Here is a 22,295-nt window from a genome sequence, read left to right on the forward strand (position 1 = left end):
TTCTGTTTTCTCGCTTTTTAAAGATGTTAGTGATGATTATCCATATAAAGAAGAAATACAAACACTATACAACCTTGGTATTATCCTTGGGGATAATGGTGAAATAAGACCAAAAAGTTATCTTAAAAGAGAAGAAGGTTTTCTTTTAATTTACAGGTTATTAAAGTTTTTAGGGAAGGTGTAGAAACTATATGGCCCAGGTAAACAATTGGGCCATATAGTGTTTATAAAAGGAAACTCATAAATGGTTCTTAAAGAAATTGGCATATAAAAGAGGTTGAACTTTTCGAAATTAATGATAGAATAAATGTGTTAGGATTTTAACTAAAAGGAGAAAAATGAACATGGAGGGATCAAAAAACAGCAAGAAGAAAATACCCGGCATGGTATATATACTTTTTTCTTTTATTCCGTGGATTACCTACTGGATACTCTGTGGTATGGAAATTAACCTTGGGCTAATCATTCCTCTGTTTATATCTTTTATCCTTGTAATCCCACAAATTTACAAAAGAGATTCCAACATCATGGATGTTTTTTCACTTGTATATTTCCTTGTCGCTAATTTAGGGTTTTTCATTTTTAAAACAAAAATCTTTATAGAAAAAAGCGGATTTCTTGGATACATTGCACTGTTTTTTATGTCAACTCTTTCTCTACTCATAAAACAACCATACACCCTACAGGTTTCAAAAAGGGACTACCCTCCGATTTACTGGAAGGATAGTTTCTTTATTTTAATTAATAACATAATTACCATTTTTTGGGCAGTAATTTTTGCACTTAATGCCGCTATATATCTAATCTTTAGTATGCCGCTTACTGTAATTTTTTCCAATCTCTTAATAGGAGCTGGAACTCTATTCTCAATTGTTTTCCCTTTGAAGGCACCGTCTTTTTTTACTTTAAAGGAGTTTAAAAAATATGATTGGCGTATTGATTTAGATCCTGAAAGAAATAAAAGTGAAAATGAATACGATGTTATCATTATTGGGTCGGGAATAGGTGGTTTAACTTGTGGCGCTTTACTTTCTAAAAGAGGATACAGAGTTTTAGTCTTAGAACAGCACTATTTAGTTGGAGGTTATTGCTCTTCGTTTAGGAGAAATGGATTTATCTTTAATACTGGTGTTGAAGACGTAAGTGGCTTATGGGAAAAAGGACCTATTACATATCTACTAAAGGAGTTAAAACTGAATAAAGACGATTTATTTGTCAAAAATAAAACGAGATTCATTTTTAAAGGAAACGAAATTGAAGTAAGTAATTTAGAAGACCTTATTAACAATATCTCAAAACTATTCCCAAATGAAAAGGAAAACATAAAAGCATTTTTTGAAGAAGCTAAAGAAGCATATGAAGAGTGCTATAAAGATACAACATACGGAACTCCACTTCCTGCAGAACTCATAGCAAAAGTCTTTGGAGAAGATGCGCTTTTAAACTATCCTAAAAATAACCCTCACTTCTACGACTGGATGAATAAAAGCTTCAAGCAAAAACTCGACGAGTTTTTTAAAAACGACGACTTAAAATATTTAATTAGTGGCTTTTTGGGATATTTAGGAACAACTCCAGACAAAACAGCAGCAAGTTCGGCACTTACAGCAACGGTATCTTATTACCTTCATGGAGGTTTCTTTCCAAAGGGTGGGGCACAAAACTTTGCAAATGCCCTTAAAAAATTTATTTTAGACAATAAAGGGACTATTTTATTAAACCATAAAGTAGATGAAATTTTAGTTAACAATGGCACGGTAGAAGGAGTAAGGGTATTGAAGAAAATTTTTAAAGCACCTATTGTTGTTGCAAACGCCAATGCCAAAACAACATTCTTAGAATTACTTAAGGAAAGCACCTTACCTAAGCAATTTATTGAGTATATAAAAGGTTTGAAAATGTCTCCCTCTGTTTTTATGACCTTTCTCGGTATTGATATGGATCTTTCAGAATACCCAACTATCATAAACCATTTAGATGAAGAGTTTGGTATAGTTATTAATTCTAATGCCGATAGAAATTTAGCACCAAAAGGAAAGGCAAGTGTAACTCTTTTAAGTAGTGCAAATTATTACGAGTTTAAAGAAAAAGGGAAACAAGAATATTTGAAAATGAAGGAAGATTTTTCCAAAAAACTTATAGAAAAAGCAGAAAAAGTTATCCCCAACCTAAGCAAAAAGATAATAGTTAAAGATGCTGCTACTCCGAAGACATTTGAAAGTTATACATCTATGCCTGAGGGTGCCATATACTCTTTTGATCAATCGATTGGAGTTAAAAGACCGTATTTTAAAACGCCCATTAAAGGCTTGTATCTTGCAAGTGCTTCAACTTTTCCAGGTGGAGGAATTGAAGCAGTTGTAATATCTGGGATGATATGCGCAAACGATATTTGTAATTGGAAGTTTAGATTCAAATAAATAGGGAGTTTTGCACTTCACTTCGTTGAAGGTGAATTCAAGACAAGGTTCTTTCTTAATGTAAGAGGGATGCCATTTAAGACTCTCCAACTAATAGAAAAACACAAAAAAAGAGATTCTTCACTTCGCGCAGAATGACTTCGTGGGCTTACTCCCTTAGAATGACGAAATAGAGGTTTAAAACGAGGGATTTTTGAAATGACAAAAGGGAGCTAAAAAGCTCCCTTTTTATACACATTAAACAAACTATTTAGTAAGATTTTCCCAAAATACCACTTACATAGGCACTAAAGTTTTCGGTAAGTATGCCATAAACATGCAAAAAACTTGGTTTAATAACTTTGACATGAACAACAGGTTCAAAAACTTCTTGGTCTTTATCATAAATACGAAGTTTATCGCCTTCTTTTAACTCAAAAGCGCTCTTGAGTTTTTGCTCTAAACCTTCTTCCACAACAAATTTATGGCTTTTAGAAACATCAGTTTTCTTTGTAGTGGTTTTAACGGAGAAAACGTCTTCGTAAATTCTTCTTCTTACGATTTTAACTACTCTTGTAAAACCACCTTCCCCATACACATAAACCTCATCAAGAACATCCTTTATCCAAATATCTTCTGTTTTTGAAAGCATTCTCTCGGTTGCGTTTGGGACATAAGCCTTGGTGATCAGAGTAAATAAGTTAGACACCGTAAGAAAACCTATTTTGTTTGCAAATTTTACAAGCACTGTTTCTAAAGGTGAATAACCGTTAAAAAACCTATCCAAAACAGGCTCTCCAAAGGTTATTTTGTCTTTAAAGTCAACCATTTCTGCCTCCTTTTATGTTTCTAAGATAGAAATCTATACCGATAGCTGCTCTGTGACCGTTAGCAATAGCAGAAATTACGTTTCCAAGAGAAGTTTCAACAAGGTCTCCTCCTGCAAATACTCCAGCGATTGAAGTTTCACCAAATTCGTCAACCCAAATTCTTCTTCTTGGAGTAAATTTTAACTGATCCATTAATTCCTTAGGTATAAAACTCAAATTCGTCATTTGGCCTACTGCCTCGATAATGTAATCGCCTTCAAGAAGCTTAGTTTGATCCTCAAAGAAGGTAGGATTAAATCTACGCTGCTCATCAAAGACGGACTTCACTTTCTTTACAACAAGACCCTTTAGCACACCGTTTTCAAAGACTGCTTCTTTCGGACCCCATCCAGGATTAAATATTACGCCTTCTTCAAGAGCACCGTCGATTTCTTCTTTAGAAGCAGGCATAATATCCCAATCTTCAAGTGAAACTGTTTGCACTTTGGTATCAACACTACCGTAATTAATCTCATGGAGCCTTACAACTGTTCTTGCAACATCCATTGCAACGTTTCCACCACCTATTACAACAACTTTTTTAGGAATATCTCTTCTTCCTTCTACCTTTACCTGCCTTAAGAAATCTATTGCCTGTATTACATAAGGAGTATCTTCTCCATTGAGGTTAATTGCCCTTCCGTAAGAAAGGCCTACTCCAATGTATACTGCATCAAACTTCTTAAGCAAATCCTCAAATTGGATATCTTTACCAACTTCTGTATTGAACTTGAACTCTACACCAAGGTCTACAAGATGCGAAACCTCTTTGTCTATTTCGTAAACAGGTAATCTATACATAGGAATACCAAGCCCAAGTGCACCACCTGGGACATCTCTTTTTTCATACACAGTCACAGAATGGCCTAAAAGTGTTAAATAATAAGCTGCTGACAATCCGCTTGGACCAGAACCAATGATTGCAACTTTACGACCTGTTTTTGGAAGAAGATAAGGGTCTGATACTTTATAATCCTTCACCATATCCGTTGCAAATCTCTTAAGCCACATAATCTGCAATGCATCTCCTCGGTAATTGTAGACGCAATCATCCTGGCATTTATGCGTGCAAATTCTTCCACATATTCCAGGAAGTGCGTTATCTTCTAGCATGTATTTTACAGAAACTTCATATTCCTTCTTAAATATTGCTTCAATATATTCAGGGATTTTCATATGTGCAGGACAACCCTGCATACAAATACCGCAACCAAGACAACGCTCTGCCTCTTTTACTGCTTGCTCTTCAGAGAAGCCAAGAATTAGTTCTTCAAAGGTTTTCTTACTTACATCTGGTTCAAGTTCGGGCATTTCAACCTTTTCAAGTTCAAGAGGAGTAATATCGTTAGATTGGGTAAATCCATTTTCTGCCTTTCTTTTTTCTTCTGCAGGAAACCATACAAAAGCATCGCCATCAGTAGAGGTAAAAATAAGGTTTTTTTCCATTTTTAAAGAACCTGTAGGACATACTTCCACACAGAGTCCACAATAAGAGCATCTCCCATAGTCAATTCTTGGTCTTAAGTGCGTTGAACCTTCCTTAGGAGTTACAAGATGAAATTCTTTAGGATCATCCATTGTAATTGCCTGGCAGGGACAAATACTCATGCAATTTCCACAGCCAATACATTTATCAATGTCGTTTACATGGAAACCCCTGTATCTTTCAGGAAGTTCAAGTTTCTCTTTTGGATATTGAAGAGTTACAGGTTTTTTGAATATATACTTTGTTGAGGTTAAAGCATTAATGTAACTCACTTTTTCAAAATATTCTTTATTCTCCATTGCTCACCTCATCTATCAATTTCTGGTGGACAAACGTCCAATGTTTCAAGTAAAAACGGGGCATCAGACAGTTTTATCCCTACTAACATTTTCTCAGCAAGTGGATACATATGAGGCATTGAAACACCTCTTACTGCAACTCTGTAGGGCTTATCACCTCCGTTAGTTACAAAATAGAATCCGTATTCTCCTCTTGAAGACTCAACTCTTGCATAGGCTTCACCCTTTTCTATTACCCACTTAAATGGGTTGGGCATTTTTCTCCAAACTTCTCCTTTTGGCATCTTCTTTACCGCTTGCTCAATGAGATTCAAGCTCAACTCAAATTCAAGCCTTCTTTGAATTTCTCTTGCCCAGGCATCACCTTCATCAAGCACAGGGATATCAAAATCAAGATAACCATAGGCTGCATAAGGTTCATCTTTTCTTACATCAACTTTTACACCTGTTGCCTTCAAATTTGGACCAGTAACACCCATTGAGAGTGCCTGATCTTTGGTTATCTTTCCAAATCCTTTTGCCCTGTGCACAAACATTGGGTTCTTAAAGAAAAGATTATCATATTCAACTAATCTACCTTTTAAATATTTTACAAAGCCTAAAATATCATCTTCAAAACCTGGATAGGTATCTCTCCTAACGCCACCTGGCCATATATACATGTGGTAAACTCTTGCACCGGTAAGTTTAAGGAATATGTCTATCATCAAATCTCTATCTGCTACTGCCCAATAATTTACAGTATAGTTTCCAATCATTGCTGCTGTGCCACCAAAATGGAATAAAAGTGCATTAATACGAGCAGCTTCAAGAACTATCGTTCTTATATACTTTGCCCTTTCAGGAATCTCAACCCCCATTAACTCTTCAATTGCCATTGCATAAACTGCTTCATTAATGTCTGGTTCTGGCACACAGATTCGTGGAATAAGAGCAAGGTTCTGTAGGTAATTTCTCTGTTCCATTAGTTTCTCAAATGCCCTATGAAGATACCCCGATTGTCCTTTTGCTGAGACAATCGTATCTCCAACAAGTTCAAGATGGACAGAAAAATTACCATGAATCCCAGGGTGGTTAGGTCCTATGTTCAGTTCGTATTCTTTAATCATACTTTACCTCCACATTCCTCGACTCATAATGTTCAGTTGCATACTTTATAGAGTCAAAATCTTTTCTCAATGGAGGGAGATCTTTCCAATCTTCTAAAACGAATTCCTTTCCTGAATCGGGATTACCTAAAACTTTTATTCCAAACATTTCACTCATTTCAATTTCATATTTGTAAGCGTTTGGATAGATGTTTGTAATTGTTTCAATAGAAGGATTATCCCGTGGAATTCTTGTTTTAACAATAGCGATAACTTTGTTTTCATCCGAATGAAGAATTGCAACGATTTCAAATTCTTTTTCTTTAATAAAATCAACTGCAGTAAGGATATTAAGCCTATTGAATGATAGACCTTTCAAGGCATTCAATGCAGAAGCAAAACTTTCCCCTTCCACCTTAACTATTATTCTCTGCTTTCTTTTTTCAATAACTTCGTAAGGTAAAGATTTAATAACTTCATCAATCATCCTAACACCTTCCTTTGGTTTTCCTTATAGTAAGCATTATCCTCAATGTACTTTTTCCATCCGTTTGCCTTACCTTCATCGATTAACTTCATTAGGCTTCTAAAACCTTCAATGACAGCCATTGGAGTGGGCATACACCCTGCAATGTAAACATCAACAGGTAAATACAAATCAAGTCTCTTTACCACTGCATAGGAATCCCAATATATACCACCATTAATAGTGCAAGAACCAAAACCAATCACATATTTTGGAGGCAGCATCTGTTCGTAAACTGTTACAATCCTTCTTAGAGTTTTGATATTAATGTATCCAGTTACAAGCAATATATCAGACTGTCTTGAAGTTACAAATGGAGCAATCCCAAATCTTTCTGCATCAAACCTTGAAGTAATTGTTGGCGGAAGTTCTATAGCACCACAGGCAGTGCAATAATGAAGCATCCAAAGAGATCGTTTTCTTAAATCTTCTAAAATTCCAACATAACCTTCTTCAATAACATCTTGCATTTCCATATTATCCTCCGAGATAGACTATAAAAAGACCTAACAAGGCAAAAATCGTAGGCCATCGCCAAAAATACCTAACAGCATTTTCAATTCTGAAACGAGGAAGAACAGTATCAACAAGTGTCATAACGATTACTACCCCAAGTTGTTTTAAAATGAAAATCCATATATTGGATGCACCACCTAAAAATAGCGTTACAAAAAGAGCAGTTTCAATATAAACATGCATGGCATGATCAATCATAAGCATTCCTAAATGTTTTCCTCCATACTCAACCATAGGCCCTGTTGCAACTTCTTGGGGTGCGACAACTACATCAAACGGATGCTCTCCCATTGCCCCATAGGTTGCAATAAAGCCTGCAACAGCCGTTAAGGGCAAGAAAAATAGATTCCAATGTAAATTTGATTGAGCATTCATGAGGTTAAAAAGGGATGTTGTCCCATACTTAAGTATGAGAGTATTTCCTGCAATTATAAAAGGAAGATCATACCCAAGCATAAGAGTTAAGGCTCTTGCAATACCGATGGAAGCATTCGGGTTGCCTGATTCTCCTGCACCGAGCGCCATACCAAGAGAACCTATAACCATGATGTAAAGAAAGGCAATCAAATCTCCGTATGGAGTAAGAAGTTTAAAACCTGGTAGTGGTAAAAACAAAACAGTAAGAATTGACGCACCAAGAGCAATCACAGGACCAAGATCAAACATCACACCGTGAGATATGTTTTCTTTCTTTGCAAGAAGTTTTATGATATCAAGAAGTGGCTGGTGCAAAGGCGGACCGTATCTTCTATGGATACGAGCAACCATTTTCCTTTTGAAACCAACAAGGAAGATGCCAACAAAAAATGCTAAAACGGGTGTTAAAACTAACACAATTTTTTCTACCATAAGACGCCTCCTAACACATAAATAAGCGCAAAGATAACTATTGCAACAACTCCATAACTTATATAAGTTTCAAGATTACCAGTATAGAATTTTCTTAAATAATCCCCTACATTCTTAAACAAACCTTCAACATTTGAATAGATTTTATCTATACTTAGATGTGAGAAAGAACCAAGAACATCGTCAAAGAAACTGTAAAATCCAAAACTATAATTGTATTTAGTCTCTTTCACTAATTTTTCACCTGCGTAGTAATTGTCAAGTTGATCAACTCTCTTTGCTTTCGGCAAAAGTAAAAAGATCAAAAGTGAAACAACAAAGCCTATAATAAGGGTAGAAGAAATCTTTAAGATGTTAACTTCATGTAAACCTGGCTGAGTTGGAAACCCTGTTAGGTAATATTTTATTGGTTCAAATCCAAGATAACTAACTGCTTTTGATACAAAATTCATGGGTATAGATGGGAATATACCAAAGAGAATTGCTAAAATTGATAACACCAACATGGGCAGTTGCATGAGGAGTGGCACTTCTTTTACATCGGTATACTTATCACTTAACTGTCCAAGGAAGGTTGAATGAATAAGCCTGTAAACATAAAGAAATGACCCTGTCCCACCCAATAGGGCAATGGTTAAAAGAATGGGTTCTTTCTTCTCAATTAGTGCTTCATAGATGAGGTATTTAGATGAAAAGCCATTTAAAGGCGGGATACCTGCTAAGGCAATGATTGCAATTAACATTGAAATAAAGGATACTGGCATTTTCTTTATAAGACCACCAAGTTCACTAAGCTTTTTTGTGCCAGTTCTATAGATAACACCACCAACCACAAAGAAAAGGATTCCTTTAAAAATAGAGTGATTTATCAAATGTAGCAAACCGCCGCTTACTCCAAGGGAAGTGCCAAGAGAAATACCCAAAACGATGTATCCAGATTGTGCTATAGAAGACCAAGCAAGTAAACTTTTTGCATCTTCTTCTCTTATTGCAATGAATGTGCCTATGATGATAGTTAAAGCACTCATCCATTGCAAAATATACATAACTATTGAATTATTGAAAACCGCTGGCATTATTTTTAAGAAAAGATTTAAACCAAAAAGAGAAAAGGCAAGAACAACTAAAATATAGATTGCAGTCTTTTTTACAACCGTTGAGAGAATCACAGAAACAGAATCGGGTGCTTCAGAGTAAGCAGAAGGAGCCCACACATGGAAAGGCATAATCGTTGCCTCAATCAAAATACCAATCAAAAAGAAGGCAAAAACCAAAACAACAAAAGTAGGTGAAGCATTACCAAGGAACGCTGCGATTTCTGTATAACCAAAGTTGTGGACTTTTGTAAAAAGTAAAATTATAGCAGCAAGCAAAAAGTTTGCTCCGATTAAAGCCCAAGATATGTATTTAACCGAAGCCTTACTTGACCCACTATAACCCTTTTGAATAAGGAAATAAGTAAAAACTGCAATTAGTTCGAAGAAAATGAAGAATGTTAAAATGTCTTTTGCAAGTAGGACACCAAAAACAGAACCCTCTAAGAACATGAATTCAAGAACTGCTAAATCTGATTCATCTTTATTTGCAAATTCAAACAAAAGAAATATACCTGCAAGGAAGAACATCAAAGTAAAAAGTAAAAGAAGGGTAAACGATAAAGCATTAATCCCTAAAAATAAATTGTAGCCAAAAACAGTTGCATATGGCATGAAATCAACAGAATTATTGAAATACGGGTAAAGCTCTAAAAAAGGAAGTGCTAAGAAGATAATGTAGAATATATTACGCACATACCTATGAAGTGCTGATCCTGCATAGGAAAGTAATCCCCCAAAGAAAGGAGTAAGTAAAATCGTAAGTAATGAAAGGTTTATTGAAAAGTTCATTTTAAACCTCCTAACACTGAGGTTATATAAAGTGTTCTTTGAATAATTTGCCCTGAAGCACTGTAAGTGTAGTTAATCACTTCCATTGGCCTTGCACTCAAGACAACAAGTATCAAAACAAGCAAGAAAGGTGCAACAAGTAACCACTGATTGAAGTTTTTAAAACTCTTATCTCCGTTAGAAAACATAACGGCAAAAACTTTATAGAAGTATACACCTTCAACAATCGCCAAACCAAGGATAAAAGCAAATCCAATGTAGCCTAAAATTCCTTGGAAGTCTAAGATATTTTGAAGAATTGCAATCTTTGTAAAGAAGCCCAAAAAAGGAGGAATACCTATAAGTGAAAGAGCAGCAAAAACAAACAAAATCGAGGTGAAAATGTGCTGCTTTCCAAAACCTCTTAAATCCTCAATATCTCGCACACCTGCACTCTCAATCATGATACCCGACGTTAAAAATAAGATTGCTTTTGAAATAGAGTGATTTATAATTTGGGAAAGTGAAGCAGATATTGCACCTTGTGTGCCAACTGAGAAAGCAAGCACAAACAACCCTGTTTGACCAATTGTAGAATATGCAAGCATCCTCTTTATATCCTTTTGGTAGAAAGCGGCTATTTCTCCAAAGAATAAGGTAAGTAAGGCTATAATGTAAAGATAAGGGATAAACGCTGAATAATTAAACACGGTAACAATAACTCTAATGATTGAATAGATTGCAGTAGTTGTAATGATACCAGAAAGCATTGCAGATACACCAGATGGCGCTGCGGGGTGTGCATCGGGAAGCCATGAATTTAAAGGGAACAAGGCGCCTTCAACTGCTAAGCCAAAAAATATCAAAACAAAAGGAATGAGTTTGCTATAGGCACTTAAGGTGTCAAGCTTCGAAGCGATGTGTGCCATATTCAATGTGCCAGTTTGGGCATAAACAAGCACAACGCCAAGAAGTATAAGAGAGCCTGCCAACATACCAAGCACAACGTATTTAAAGCCTGCTTCAATGGCATCACTATTTCTTAAATACCCAACAAGCCCAAAGGAAGAAATTGACAGAACTTCAAATGCTACAAACATATTGAATAAATCACCTGTTATAGTAATCCATGTAGAAGACATTATAAGTAATAAAAATAGAATGTGGAATCTATCGCTTGGTTCTTCTTTTACGTAGAAGATATTGTAGAAAGATATTACCGCACCAAGTAAGTTAACAAGGAGAAGAATTAAATAATTAAATTTATCCACTGCCAAAACAATTGCAAATGGTGCAGTTAAACCTGCCGTGCCACCAATAACGATATTACCACCAAAGACTTCAACCCCAATAAAATAGACAATAACAAGATTTATTAAACTAGCTAAAAGCGGAATGAACTTTATAACCTTTTTAGTGAAAGGCGCAATAATAATTGAAAGAAAAGCAAAAAATAGCGGTAAAGCAACTAAAAGAGTTGGATTAGCTAAGTTTACCATTTCAGACTCCTTATTTTCTTTACATTCAATGTGCCATACTTTCTATACAAAAGCACAACAAACGCAGCAGCAAGAGCTAATTCAGAAGCGCCTATGACAATTGAAGTAAGAGTTAGAGCTTGTGGCACTGGGTCAACCATCGAGGCAGCATTTCGCACATTAAAAGTAAATATGGGTGCCTCTTTACCATCTATATAGCCAATGGAAACAATGAGTAAATTTATTCCAGTTTCAATAAGGTCAAGTCCGATGATTTTTTTAATAAGGTTACTTTTTATAATTAAAGCGTATAATCCAATACCAATGATGATCAATGCTGTAATATAGAAAATCATCTATTCACCTCCAGTGCACTTTACTTCACAAAAGAGATCGTCAACAATATTTGCAAGCTCAGAACCAACTTTTAATCCAACACCAATGTAGATAGGGAGAATTATTCCACCTGAAAGTAAATCAAAGAGCGTTCCGTTGGGAAGAACGTTTGCAAGAAATGAATCTCTCATAAAATAACCAAGTAAACCAACAATAACGTATGTTAACCCACCAAGTCCTTCAACAAGATAAAACTTTTTTCTATCAATTGATGTTTCTTCATAAGCAAGATAGAGTAAAAGGAAACCTGTTGCAATAAGCGCCCCACCCTGAAAACCACCACCAGGTGTTAAATGGCCATGCATGAAGATGTAAGCACCAGTTAATAAAATAAAAGGAAAAACAATCCTTGTTCCGATTTTTGTAACAAAGTTTGCTTTAACGTAAGTCATTTTTCTTTTTTTATCTTCTATAAACAAAAGCACAGCAACACCTAAGGCAGCTGTAAAAAGAACAGTCACTTCACCTAAGGTATCAAATCCTCTGTAAAATAGAGTTACCGAGGTAACCACATTTGCTGCTCCAGTTTGAGGGATTGTTTCTTCAAGATAATATTTTCCTACATCCATTTTATCAACGCCAAAAGGAGTCCCTCTCAAAAACATTGCAATGGCAGAAACGATGATGAGGATAAAAATCCCGTAAATAATTTTTCTAATCATCTTTATCCTCCTTTTCTGTCTTCTTTACAGCAATAACATAGATTGCCATTGTAAGTGCAGCGCCAATTGCCGCTTCAGACATTGCAACATCGGGTGCTTGTAAAATAAGGAAAATCAACGAAACTATAAGACTTGCTGCTCCCATAAATATTACTGCTGCAAGAAGGTCTTTCACTTCTATTGAAATGAGAGAAAGCCCAATGGATGCAAGAAGAAGAATGTATGAAAAAATAAGCACAACTGGATTCATTGTCTATTCACCTTCTTTCTCTCTGAATTTATCTACTACTGTTTTATTAGTTAGTGGTGATTTTGCTTTATAAGCTGCTCTAATGAGCGCAGAGCCAGAAATAGGTGCAGTGATAAGAATAAAAACCGCAAGAATAATTGACTTTATAAGAATGTCTTCTCTCATCAAGCCGATCCCAATAATAGAAGAAATAGCTCCAAGTGTTGTTGATTTAGTTGCTGCTTGCATCCTTGTATATAAATCTGGAAGCCTTAATAATCCTATTGCGGAAACAAGAAAGAAAAACACCCCCACAAACATTAAAATATAGCCAATAACTACAGACACACTCATAAATTAAAGCCCCCTTTCGATGAACCTTGCAACAACAAGAACTCCCACAAATGAGATAATTGCATATACAATTGCAACATCCATATAGAAAGACCTTTCAAAGATAAAAGCAAAAAACACGAATAAAGCAATTGTAAGAGTTGTTATTGCATCAAGAGCCATAGCCCTATTAGGAGTATCGTTTCCCTTAATAAGCCTAATGAGCATAAGAAGAAAAGAAATAGTCATAAAAGCAAGATAAATTACATCTACAAGTTTCATGAAAAGATCTCCTCTAAAAATTTTTCAAAAGGGCCAACAATTGATTTTGTTGCTCCCTCTACAGATTCATCTTCAACAACAATCCAATGCACAAAAAGTTCATCACCATCAATGTCCATAGTAATAGTCCCGGGAGTAAGCGTTATTGAGTTAGCAAGCGCAAGTTTTCCAACGTCAGTTTTCAAATTGGTTTTTACTTTCACAATGCCAGGTTTAATAGGTAAGCTTGGAGAAAGAACAATTATTGCCATAATGATATTTGCTTTAATAACCTGATAGATATAATATGGAATATACACAACAAAATAAAAAAACTTTTTTGGATGTAAATGCGACAAACCATGTTCAGTAAACAAATTCGCACTACCCAAGGAAATAATGAGTGAAATTAAGAAACCAAATACAAGTTCAGATAAAGCAAAACTCTCTGTTAAAAGGATCCATGTTAAGAAGAGTAGAAGGGTTTCAAAGATTACTTTGCTTAGATAGTTTGCTTTTTCCATCATTCACCACCTTTCTTTTAAATTTCAAATCTGCCAAGAAAATTTTAAATGTTTTATCAAATAAGTCAAGTTTAATGTTTTTCAAAATCCTATTTTGTGAAATAAAAGAACATTGTATAATTCAATAAGAAAAAGAAATTTTAAAGTTAATATAAAAGTTTTACAAGTGCTTAAAAGTATTTTAAATTGCGTGTTTTAATTAATTCTAAAATATTTGTGAAAAAATGAATTTTTTGTGTTTTAAAAAATTTTAATAAACTATTTGTTTTATTTAGTTATTGTGATATAATTTGATATTGCAATATTTAAATTTGTTATTTTAATAACATACTGATGCAACTTTATGCTAAGAAAATATGTAATTAACAAATTACTTAAGTGATAAAGAAGTATAAAAATAGAGTAATAATTTAAAAATTTTTAGTTAAGGAGGTATAGATGGAAGAATTTGATGTAATTGTTATTGGCTCAGGAAGCGCAGGCTATGTATCAGCAATTAGGCTTGCGGATCTTGGGAAAAGTGTATTAATTGTTGAAGAAAGAACTCTTGGTGGAACATGCCTTAACAGAGGTTGTATCCCTACAAAAGCCATTCTTAAAGCTTCGGATGTCTATAGAGAGTCACTTGAATCAAAAGTTTTTGGCATCCATGTAGAAAATGTAAGTTATAATAGTGAAGAAATTAAAAAATGGAAAGAAATTGTTGTAAAGAAACTCGTTTCCGGAGTTGATTTTCTTCTTAAGGCAAGAAAAGTGCAAATAAAATACGGCAAAGGTTATATTGTAGATGGAAATACTGTTGAAGTTCAGACAGAGACAGGTAAAGAAATTTTTAAAGGAAAGGATATAATTATTGCAACGGGTTCAGAACCTGCGATGATCCCTGCCTTTAAAATTGACCACACAAATGTGCTTACTTCAGATGATGCCTTAGAACTTACAAGTTATCCAAAAGAAATTGTAATTGTTGGTGCAGGAGCTATAGGAATGGAATTTGCTACCTTTTTTAATGCATTTAATATAAAAGTAACTGTCGTGGAAATGATGGAAACAGTCACACCTACCTTACAAGATAAAAGACTTACCAATCTAATACAAAGAATATACGAGAAAAAAGGGGTTGTATTTAAATTGGGCAAAAAAATCGAGAACATCGAAACTAAAGAAAATAAAGTTTATTTAACACTAAACGATGGAGAAGTTATTGAAACAGAAAAAGTGCTTGTTTCGATAGGAAGAAAATTAAATTCAGAGAATATTGGTCTTGAAAAATTAAATATCAAAACAGAAAAAGGGAAAATATTAGTAGACGAATACTTAAGGACAAATGTAGAACACCACTATGCAATAGGAGATGTTACAGGAGGTTTATTGCTTGCACACAAAGCAATGAAGGAAGGAGAAACTGTAGCTGAAATCATTGCAGGAAACGATAAGAAAATGGATTATAGAGTTGTGCCATGGGCAATATTTACAACTCCAGAAATCGCTTCCGTTGGATTCACAGAAGAAGAAGCAAAGAAGAAAGAGGTTGAAGTGGTAGTTGGAGAGTTCCCATTTACCGCAAACGGAAAAGCCGTTTCAATGAATGCAACAGAGGGAATTGTTAAAGTTGTTGCAAAGAAAGACACAAAAGAAATCATTGGAGCACAAATTGTTGGTCCTGAAGCTTCAGTTATGATAGCAGAGTTAGCACTTGCAGTAAAAAATAATCTCACATTAAATGATGTTGCAGATACGATACATACACACCCAACACTTCCAGAAGCAACAATGGAAGCAACTAAAGTGCCACTTGGTGAAGTAGTCCATATGGTAGTAAGAAAATAGGACTTGCTTTTTAAAAAATAAAAAAATGGGGGCACAAGCCCCCACTTTTTGGTATTAAAAATCAATTCCTGGAATTTTTGCCTTTATCTCAAGAAGTTCTTTTTCCTTTTCGACCTCTTTTGCAAAACGCTCTTCTCTTGCAAAATTCTTGTATTCAGGTTTTTGGAATGAATATGTGAAATTTGTATGGATATCGTATCTTCCTTCCATGATAGCAACGGTATCCTCAGTCATAACTAACTCTTCATCCGTTGGGATGACAAAAATTTTAACTTTAGAACCTTTTCCTGTTATGTCCGTTTCAGCGTTCCTTGTCATGGAAATATTGTTTTTCCTTTCATCAATTATTACACCAAAATTCTCAAGGCCTTTTAAAGCTTTTTCTCTAAAGATTGGCCCCATCTCGCCAACACCTGCTGTAAATACAATTGCATCGACTCTTCCTAAAACACCCATATAGGCAGAGATATATTTTTTCAACCTGTAGGTTTCAATTTCAATGGCAAGTTGGGCAAGTTCGTCTCCATTTTCTGCTGATTCTTCAACATCTCTTCTATCGGTGTATTTTCCTTTTGTAATACCAAAAATACCACTTTTCTTATTTAAAACATTATTCATCTCTTTTACGGATAGCCCAAGCTTTTCCATCATGTAGAGATCAATTGCTGCATCATGGTCGCCTGCCCTTGTACCCATTACCAAACCCTCAAGAGGTGTAAAGCCCATACTCGTATCAACTGAAATGCCATCTTTCACTGCATTTATGCTTGCACCATTGCCAAGGTGTGCAATGACCAAATTTGTCTCAAATGGACTTTTACCAAGTAGAACAGAGGCTCTCTTTGCAACATAAAGGAAAGAAGTGCCATGAAAACCATACCGTCTTATTCTATTTTTTTCATACCATTCATAAGGCAATGCATAAATAAATGCATGCTTTGGCATTGTTTGATGCCATGCCGTATCCATTATCGCAATGTGAGGAATATCAGGGAGCACACTTTTTGCTGCCTTAATACCCATAATATTGGGTGGATTGTGTAATGGGGCAAGATCCTGCAATTCCTCAAATACACTCAAGGCTTCATCTGTTATTAAAACAGATTTATTAAACTTTTCTCCGCCATGCACCACTCTGTGACCAACTGCCTTAATGTCTTTTACATTTTCGATAACACCAACTTCTTTGTCGGTTAAGGTTTTAATGACAAGATCAATTGCTTCTTTGTGAGTTGGGCATTCATGATAGATCTTTACTGAGTCTCTTCCTGGGACTTCGTGTTTTATAAAAGAGCCACCTATAGTAACTCTTTCAACAATTCCACTTGCAACAATTCTTCTTTCATTCCATTTATAAAGTTGATACTTTACAGAAGAACTTCCACAATTGAAAGTTAAAACATCCATACTAATCCCCCATTCTATTTTTCATTAGATATGAGATTATATACAATTTTTGTGTTAAGTCAACATCTTGTATCACGGTCCTTTTTCTTGTTTTAATGTTTAGAGTCATTGGTGTAAAATTTAAAATGCCTTTTATCTTGCTTGTTGCTAAAACTTTTGAAACTTTTTCAACTGCACTTATAGGCACAGCAACAATTGCTATTTCAATATTTTCCTTATTAACAATTTCATTAAAACTATCAATGTGGTAGATAGGAATATTAGAAATTTTTTTGCCAACTTTTTCTGGATCTATATCAAAAAGGGCTTTTACTTCGTAGCCAACTTCTTTAAAGCCAGGATAACGTGAAAGAGCACTGCCTAAAGAACCTGCACCAATTATGGCAATAGACCACTTCCTTTTAACTTTGAGAATTTTGTCAATTCTTTTTGCAAGTTTACTAACATCGTAACCTTCTCCTGTTTTACCAAATTTGCCAAAATAAGAAAAATCTTTTCTAACTTGCTCAGGTGTTGTTCGAGTAAAAGAAGCAAACTCTTTTGAAGAGATTGTTTTAACTCCATTTTCTTTTAAATGTCTTAAACATCTAACGTAAAGTGCCAATCTTTCTATTGTAGGATATGGAACATCCATTTTTACCTCCCATCTTTTTTTCACAAATATAATAAATTTTTATAGAGCATTTCATAAATTATGTAATGCAAATTTATCACTTTTATTTGTATCAAAATTAAAAATCTTGTCAAGAGAAAAATTTGGAAAAGTCATCCACTAAAATAGGGAGAGTAAAACACCAACATTAAAAAGTTACAAAAACATAAACGGATGAGATTCTTCGGGCTTACGCCCTCAGAATGACACCCTCTTGTCATCCTGAGCATTTTTTTCCTTTGTCATCCTGAGCGATAGCGAAGGATCTTGAAGTTGAGGGAGTAAACAGAACCACCTCATTACTCCCCCTGAAAGCCAAAAAAAGAATAAACGACGAGATTCTTCCTCGTTCACTACGTTCGCTCGTCAGAATGACACCACCCTGTCATCCTGAGCTCTTCCTTCCCTGTCATCCTGAGCCGTCTTTGCGAAGGATCTAATCTTTTTGGGGGAGTATCGAGGGGAGGACTTTCCACCCCCTCGAATAAAGGATGAGATTCTTCGCCAGCAAAAGGACGCCTCGTCAGAATGACACTACCATGTCATCCTGAGCGATAGCGACGAAGGATCTCAAATTTGAGGGGGACACCCCCTCAAGACTCCCCCGAGTAATGAAAAAACATAAAAGGAGGAGATTCTTCACGGAGTTTACACTGAGCGAAGCGAATGTGTTCAGAATGAGCACTGGGGCTTACGTCCTCAGAATGAGGGCAAGGGGCTTTACCTTGGAATGTCAACAGGAACGGAATGACGAGATGTTTAGAAGAAATAAAAAAGGGGCTATGGGTGGCAATGAAGATTTATTTCGGAATGATGATAGAAGTTGAGAACAACAAAGAAGACTTATAAAATTGTAGAACGAAAGGTTTAAATTGATCAAAAAATTAACTAAAAATTACTAACCAATTGCTAATAGAATTACTAAGAAAAAATCTTCATAAAGTTAACCCATAAAGCATAAAACAATAAATTCATTATTTTAAACAAGGCTCAATATGAATAACTACCTCATAAATACTATCAATACTATTTTTTACTTTATTTTCGATTTCCGTTGCAATTCTATGGGACTCAAAAACACTCATATCTTTTGGAAGTTCAATATGAAGATCAACAATGTAGTAAGAGCCAAGTTTCCTTACCCTTATTTGGTGTGGATTACAAATCATATCAAAACCTTTAATTTTATCTTCTACTTTTTGCGCTATATTCTCATCGCTTGTTTCCATAATCTCTATAACTGCCGGTTTTAATATATCAAACCCCATATAGATAATCGCACCTGAAACAAAAAAAGAAGCAATGCTGTCAAAAAACGCTTTATTGGTAATCCTGATAAGTAAACCACCTATAAGAACAGATGAAGAAGCAAGTATATCACCAAAATAATCCTTTGCATTTGCAATAAGCGCCTCGTTTGAGGTATTTTTACCAACAACACTCATGTAGGATGAAAGGAAAATTTTACCAATAATACTAATCGAAGCCCCAATAATCATTAAGCTCTCAATTGCTTCAGTTTTATTAAACTTAGAAATTCCTTCAAATATAATGAAGAAGCCTGCAAGAATAACTGAAATACCAATTATACTTGATGATATGGTTTCTGCTCTTCCGTGGCCATAAGGGTGCCCTGAATCTGGTGGACGACTTGCAATTTCTGTCCCTTTATAAACGATAATATTTTTTACAATATCAATTGTTGTATCAATTCCATCGGAAATTAAAGAAATAGAATTGCCAAACACCCCAAGAACAACCTTAATCAAGGCGATGAGAGTGTTTACAAGCATTGCTATTCTTATTGCTTTTAATGCCCTTGTTTCTCTTTCTGCCACTAAAGATACCTACTTTCTAACTTTAATGGCTTTTTCAGGACAAGTTTGCACACAAACTGCACATCCATCACAGAGAATTTCATCAATCTGGACCTTCCCGTCTTCTAAAACAAACATCGCAGGACAGGCAATCTCATTTATACAATTTTTACAACCAGTGCATTTAGAAGGATCTACAAAGAATGTGAATTTCTTTTTGGGAACAATGAGTGCACATTCCCTTTTTGATATGACGACAGAAACTCCACTTGTTTTCAAAGCATCAATAACAGCCTCTTTCGAAGCCTTAAGATTGTATGGATCAACTGTTCTTACAAAATCTATACCAATTCCTTTTACTACAGATGCTATATCAAGAGCTCTTTTATCATCAACGTCAAGCCCAGGGTTTGGTTGAGCTCCTGTCATTGCAGTGGTTCTATTATCAAGTATAATCAAGGTAAAATTAGCGTTATTGTGCACTGCATTAACGAGAGCAGGAATGCCTGCATGGAAAAAAGTAGAATCTCCAATAAAAGCAATGATTTTTTTATTCGTAAATTTAGATAAGCCCGATGCAATACCGACACTTGAACCCATTGAAAGCAAATAATCAGCCATATAGAAAGGTGGATTTAAGCCAAGAGTATAACACCCAATATCGTTTGGATAAATTGCCTCAATCTCAAGTTCTTTTACTGCCATTTTTACTGCTTCATACATACCTCTATGAGGACACCCTGGACAGAAAACAGGAGGTCGCACGGGAAGTTTTAAATCTGATTTTAAAGTCTCGCTCTTAAATTCAATGCCTAAAATTTTTGATAACGCTTGCTCGATAATATCTTGATTATACTCATAAGCATAAGGTAAGGTTTTATCAATTTTTCCAAAAACACTTTTGTTTATGTGGTGTTTGCCGAGTAAATAGAATACTTCCTTTTCCATAATTGGGTCAACTTCTTCAACAACGAGAATCTTGTCTATGCCATCAAGAGATTTTAACACTAATTCTTCTGGAAAGGGGTAAGAAAAAGTAAGTTTTAAAATCCTTGCCTTAATACTATTTTGGATAAGAGCATCCATTACATAGTTAAACGAAACACCCGATACAATAATAAGCAAATTACTTTGTAAACCGTCTGTCTCTATAATCCTATTAAAAGGACTTGTAGTAGCGAGATTTTTGGCAAATTCAAGATTGTTAAGGATTCTTGCCTTTGCTCTATACGCATTTGCAGGAACAGGCACAAGTCTTGATGGATCTTTTTTAAATTCTCCAATAGGCGGCTTTACAAATACATCCCCTACCTCAACAACACCTCTCATGTGTGCAACTCTTGTGGTTGTTCTAAAAAGCACAGGTAGTTGAGTCTTTTCTGAAATTTCAAAAGCATATGGCATAAGGTCTTTCATCTCTTGGGGAGTGGAAGGCTCAATAAGTAAAGTATTACCAAGGCGAGCATAATACCTATTGTCTTGCTCATTTTGTGAAGAAAACATCGAAGGGTCATCAGCAGAGAGAACAACCAACCCACCTCTAATACCAGTATATGAGAGCGACATAAATGAATCAGAGGCAACATTTAAGCCAACATGTTTAAACCAAACAAAACTTCTTAAATTTGCGTTAGAGCCAGAAGCAGCTATCTCAAGAGCAACCTTTTCATTTACTGAAAACTCAAAATATATACCAAGATCTTTGTAGATTTTGTAAAATACATCGCCAATTTCTGATGAAGGCGTGCCAGGGTACGTAGCAAGAACAGATACACCTCCTTCGATTGCACCTCTTGCAACGGCCTCATTTCCAAGTAAGAATAACTTCTCGCCTTTTTTTGCTGTTATTAAAGATTTCATATGCCTATCTCCTTTCCTGCCACACCTTAATTATAACAGAGAATTTGTAATTGTATATTTAATTTAGTTTAAAAAACTTCAACTTCGTTAGTTATTCTTTAAAAAAATTTCCAACAAAAACTCCTGATAAAATGGCAAATAAAAATATCAATCCGTTGAATACAAGCACAAACTTTTTAACCAAATATTGTAATTGCAAAAGGCATTCATGAAACCTTTATAGCCCAGGCACAGATTTTTTTGCAATAATATTTGCAACAGCTCCTTTATCCCTCAAACGCAGATCTATCATTAATCATCATGCCTTAAGGTAATTAATTCTTGATTTCCTTCTCAATCTTAAGCAAAAGAGACTTTAGATCTGCTATGTCTTTTCTTAGAGCAATTATATCTTTTTTCATCCTGTTGATCTCCTCGTTTACATCGAACACTTCGTTTTCGTTGTTTTCTTCTTCGGAACAACAAGCTTCTTCTTTCGGATTGTAGCTTATTTTTCCATGTAAATATTCTTCTAAAACATCTTTTACCTTACCATAGGCTCCAATAACTGTTTGAATACCATAACTTTCAAAAAACTCTCTTGCCTTTGGACCCATACCACCTGCTATAATTACATCTACATCACGCTCTTTCATAAAAGATGGTAAATCTCCTGCATTATGCTCATCTGCAAGCGGATTTTGAATAGATTCAACATTAGAAACTACTGTTCCATCAACATCAACAATTACAAAATACGGACAATGTCCAAAGTGATAACTCATAATACTTTCAAGTCCATTTTGCTCATCGCTTGTAAAACAAATTTTCATTGTTATACCTCCCTCAATTTTTAATTTATACGGGACCCTACCAGATTAAGTAAGGGTCCAAAAGTAAAGATTAACTATTCTCTAATCTTGACAAAATGTTCTTAATGTAGTCAATTCTGTTCTCAACATCACGTTTT

Annotated in this window: 22 protein-coding genes; 3 read left to right on the forward strand and 19 right to left on the reverse strand. The window is 35.0% G+C overall.

Going from position 1 to position 22,295, the window contains the following annotated elements; genetic code table 11:
• Both K6343_03645 and K6343_03650 read left to right on the forward strand, forming a co-directional pair.
• Window positions 1–184 (forward strand): S-layer homology domain-containing protein (locus K6343_03645; protein MEF3245056.1); only part of this gene is annotated, 184 nt, incomplete at its 5' end.
• Window positions 185–338: 154 nt separating this feature from the next.
• Entirely contained in the window at window positions 339–2,420 is a 2,082-nt protein-coding gene (locus K6343_03650; protein MEF3245057.1) for an FAD-dependent oxidoreductase, read from the forward strand.
• A 250-nt stretch (window positions 2,421–2,670) separates the two neighbouring features.
• On the opposite strand, the gene K6343_03655 is transcribed toward K6343_03650, so the two are convergent.
• From K6343_03655 to K6343_03720, 14 genes are read right to left on the reverse strand one after another with little or no spacing between them, the layout of a single operon-like run.
• A complete protein-coding gene (locus tag K6343_03655; GenBank protein MEF3245058.1) occupies window positions 2,671–3,228 on the reverse strand; it encodes a hypothetical protein in 558 nt (185 codons plus the stop codon).
• Window positions 3,221–5,053 carry an FAD-dependent oxidoreductase gene (locus tag K6343_03660; protein ID MEF3245059.1) on the reverse strand — a complete coding sequence of 611 codons (1,833 nt, stop codon included), beginning with the start codon at window positions 5,051–5,053 and terminating at the stop codon, window positions 3,221–3,223. Before K6343_03660 ends, K6343_03655 begins: the two co-directional genes overlap by 8 nt.
• Before the next feature lie 8 nt (window positions 5,054–5,061).
• Window positions 5,062–6,162 (reverse strand): NADH-quinone oxidoreductase subunit D, encoded by a 1,101-nt coding sequence (locus tag K6343_03665; GenBank protein MEF3245060.1) that lies wholly within the window; start codon window positions 6,160–6,162, stop codon window positions 5,062–5,064.
• Window positions 6,155–6,628, reverse strand: a complete 474-nt coding sequence (locus K6343_03670; GenBank protein ID MEF3245061.1) for an NADH-quinone oxidoreductase subunit C — start codon at window positions 6,626–6,628, stop codon at window positions 6,155–6,157. Before K6343_03670 ends, K6343_03665 begins: the two co-directional genes overlap by 8 nt.
• Window positions 6,625–7,143, reverse strand: a complete 519-nt coding sequence (nuoB, locus tag K6343_03675) for an NADH-quinone oxidoreductase subunit NuoB (protein MEF3245062.1) — start codon at window positions 7,141–7,143, stop codon at window positions 6,625–6,627. The genes K6343_03670 and nuoB overlap by 4 nt, the downstream gene beginning before the upstream one ends.
• Window position 7,144: 1 nt before the next feature.
• Window positions 7,145–8,032 carry an NADH-quinone oxidoreductase subunit H gene (locus tag K6343_03680; GenBank protein ID MEF3245063.1) on the reverse strand — a complete coding sequence of 296 codons (888 nt, stop codon included), beginning with the start codon at window positions 8,030–8,032 and terminating at the stop codon, window positions 7,145–7,147.
• Window positions 8,026–9,918 carry a hypothetical protein gene (locus K6343_03685; GenBank protein MEF3245064.1) on the reverse strand — a complete coding sequence of 631 codons (1,893 nt, stop codon included), beginning with the start codon at window positions 9,916–9,918 and terminating at the stop codon, window positions 8,026–8,028. The genes K6343_03680 and K6343_03685 overlap by 7 nt, the downstream gene beginning before the upstream one ends.
• A complete protein-coding gene (locus K6343_03690; GenBank protein ID MEF3245065.1) occupies window positions 9,915–11,396 on the reverse strand; it encodes a hypothetical protein in 1,482 nt (493 codons plus the stop codon). The genes K6343_03685 and K6343_03690 overlap by 4 nt, the downstream gene beginning before the upstream one ends.
• Window positions 11,390–11,731, reverse strand: coding sequence for a sodium:proton antiporter (locus tag K6343_03695; GenBank protein MEF3245066.1), 342 nt, complete (start codon window positions 11,729–11,731; stop codon window positions 11,390–11,392). Before K6343_03695 ends, K6343_03690 begins: the two co-directional genes overlap by 7 nt.
• The gene (locus K6343_03700; protein MEF3245067.1) at window positions 11,732–12,433 is read right to left on the reverse strand and encodes a Na(+)/H(+) antiporter subunit B; all 702 of its coding nucleotides are present in this window, start codon (window positions 12,431–12,433) and stop codon (window positions 11,732–11,734) included. It lies immediately after the preceding gene.
• The gene (locus K6343_03705) at window positions 12,426–12,683 is read right to left on the reverse strand and encodes a DUF4040 domain-containing protein (GenBank protein MEF3245068.1); all 258 of its coding nucleotides are present in this window, start codon (window positions 12,681–12,683) and stop codon (window positions 12,426–12,428) included. The genes K6343_03700 and K6343_03705 overlap by 8 nt, the downstream gene beginning before the upstream one ends.
• Window positions 12,684–12,686: 3 nt before the next feature.
• Window positions 12,687–13,016: a monovalent cation/H(+) antiporter subunit G gene (mnhG, locus tag K6343_03710; protein MEF3245069.1), complete on the reverse strand. Its 330-nt coding sequence runs from the start codon at window positions 13,014–13,016 to the stop codon at window positions 12,687–12,689.
• Between the two features lie 3 nt (window positions 13,017–13,019).
• A complete protein-coding gene (locus K6343_03715; GenBank protein ID MEF3245070.1) occupies window positions 13,020–13,277 on the reverse strand; it encodes a cation:proton antiporter in 258 nt (85 codons plus the stop codon).
• Complete coding sequence (locus K6343_03720; protein ID MEF3245071.1) at window positions 13,274–13,780, reverse strand: Na+/H+ antiporter subunit E; 507 nt, start codon at window positions 13,778–13,780, stop codon at window positions 13,274–13,276. The genes K6343_03715 and K6343_03720 overlap by 4 nt, the downstream gene beginning before the upstream one ends.
• A gap of 438 nt (window positions 13,781–14,218) precedes the next feature.
• Between K6343_03720 and lpdA the strand changes: the two genes are divergently transcribed.
• Window positions 14,219–15,610, forward strand: coding sequence for a dihydrolipoyl dehydrogenase (gene lpdA / locus K6343_03725; protein ID MEF3245072.1), 1,392 nt, complete (start codon window positions 14,219–14,221; stop codon window positions 15,608–15,610).
• 54 nt (window positions 15,611–15,664) lie between these two features.
• Here lpdA and K6343_03730 read toward each other — a convergent pair whose 3' ends face one another.
• The 5 genes from K6343_03730 to K6343_03750 form a co-directional block, all read right to left on the reverse strand.
• On the reverse strand, window positions 15,665–17,017 hold the full coding sequence (locus tag K6343_03730) for an acetate kinase (protein ID MEF3245073.1): 1,353 nt from the start codon (window positions 17,015–17,017) through the stop codon (window positions 15,665–15,667).
• A gap of 1 nt (window position 17,018) precedes the next feature.
• Window positions 17,019–17,651, reverse strand: a complete 633-nt coding sequence (locus K6343_03735) for a redox-sensing transcriptional repressor Rex (GenBank protein MEF3245074.1) — start codon at window positions 17,649–17,651, stop codon at window positions 17,019–17,021.
• Between the two features lie 992 nt (window positions 17,652–18,643).
• A complete protein-coding gene (locus tag K6343_03740) occupies window positions 18,644–19,507 on the reverse strand; it encodes a cation diffusion facilitator family transporter (GenBank protein MEF3245075.1) in 864 nt (287 codons plus the stop codon).
• A gap of 9 nt (window positions 19,508–19,516) precedes the next feature.
• A complete protein-coding gene (gene iorA / locus K6343_03745; protein ID MEF3245076.1) occupies window positions 19,517–21,346 on the reverse strand; it encodes an indolepyruvate ferredoxin oxidoreductase subunit alpha in 1,830 nt (609 codons plus the stop codon).
• Window positions 21,347–21,660: 314 nt separating this feature from the next.
• Window positions 21,661–22,158 carry a NifB/NifX family molybdenum-iron cluster-binding protein gene (locus tag K6343_03750; GenBank protein MEF3245077.1) on the reverse strand — a complete coding sequence of 166 codons (498 nt, stop codon included), beginning with the start codon at window positions 22,156–22,158 and terminating at the stop codon, window positions 21,661–21,663.
• Between the last annotated feature and the right edge of the window lie 137 nt (window positions 22,159–22,295).

Source organism: Caldisericaceae bacterium (genome assembly GCA_036574215.1).
GTDB lineage: Bacteria > Caldisericota > Caldisericia > Caldisericales > Caldisericaceae > Caldisericum.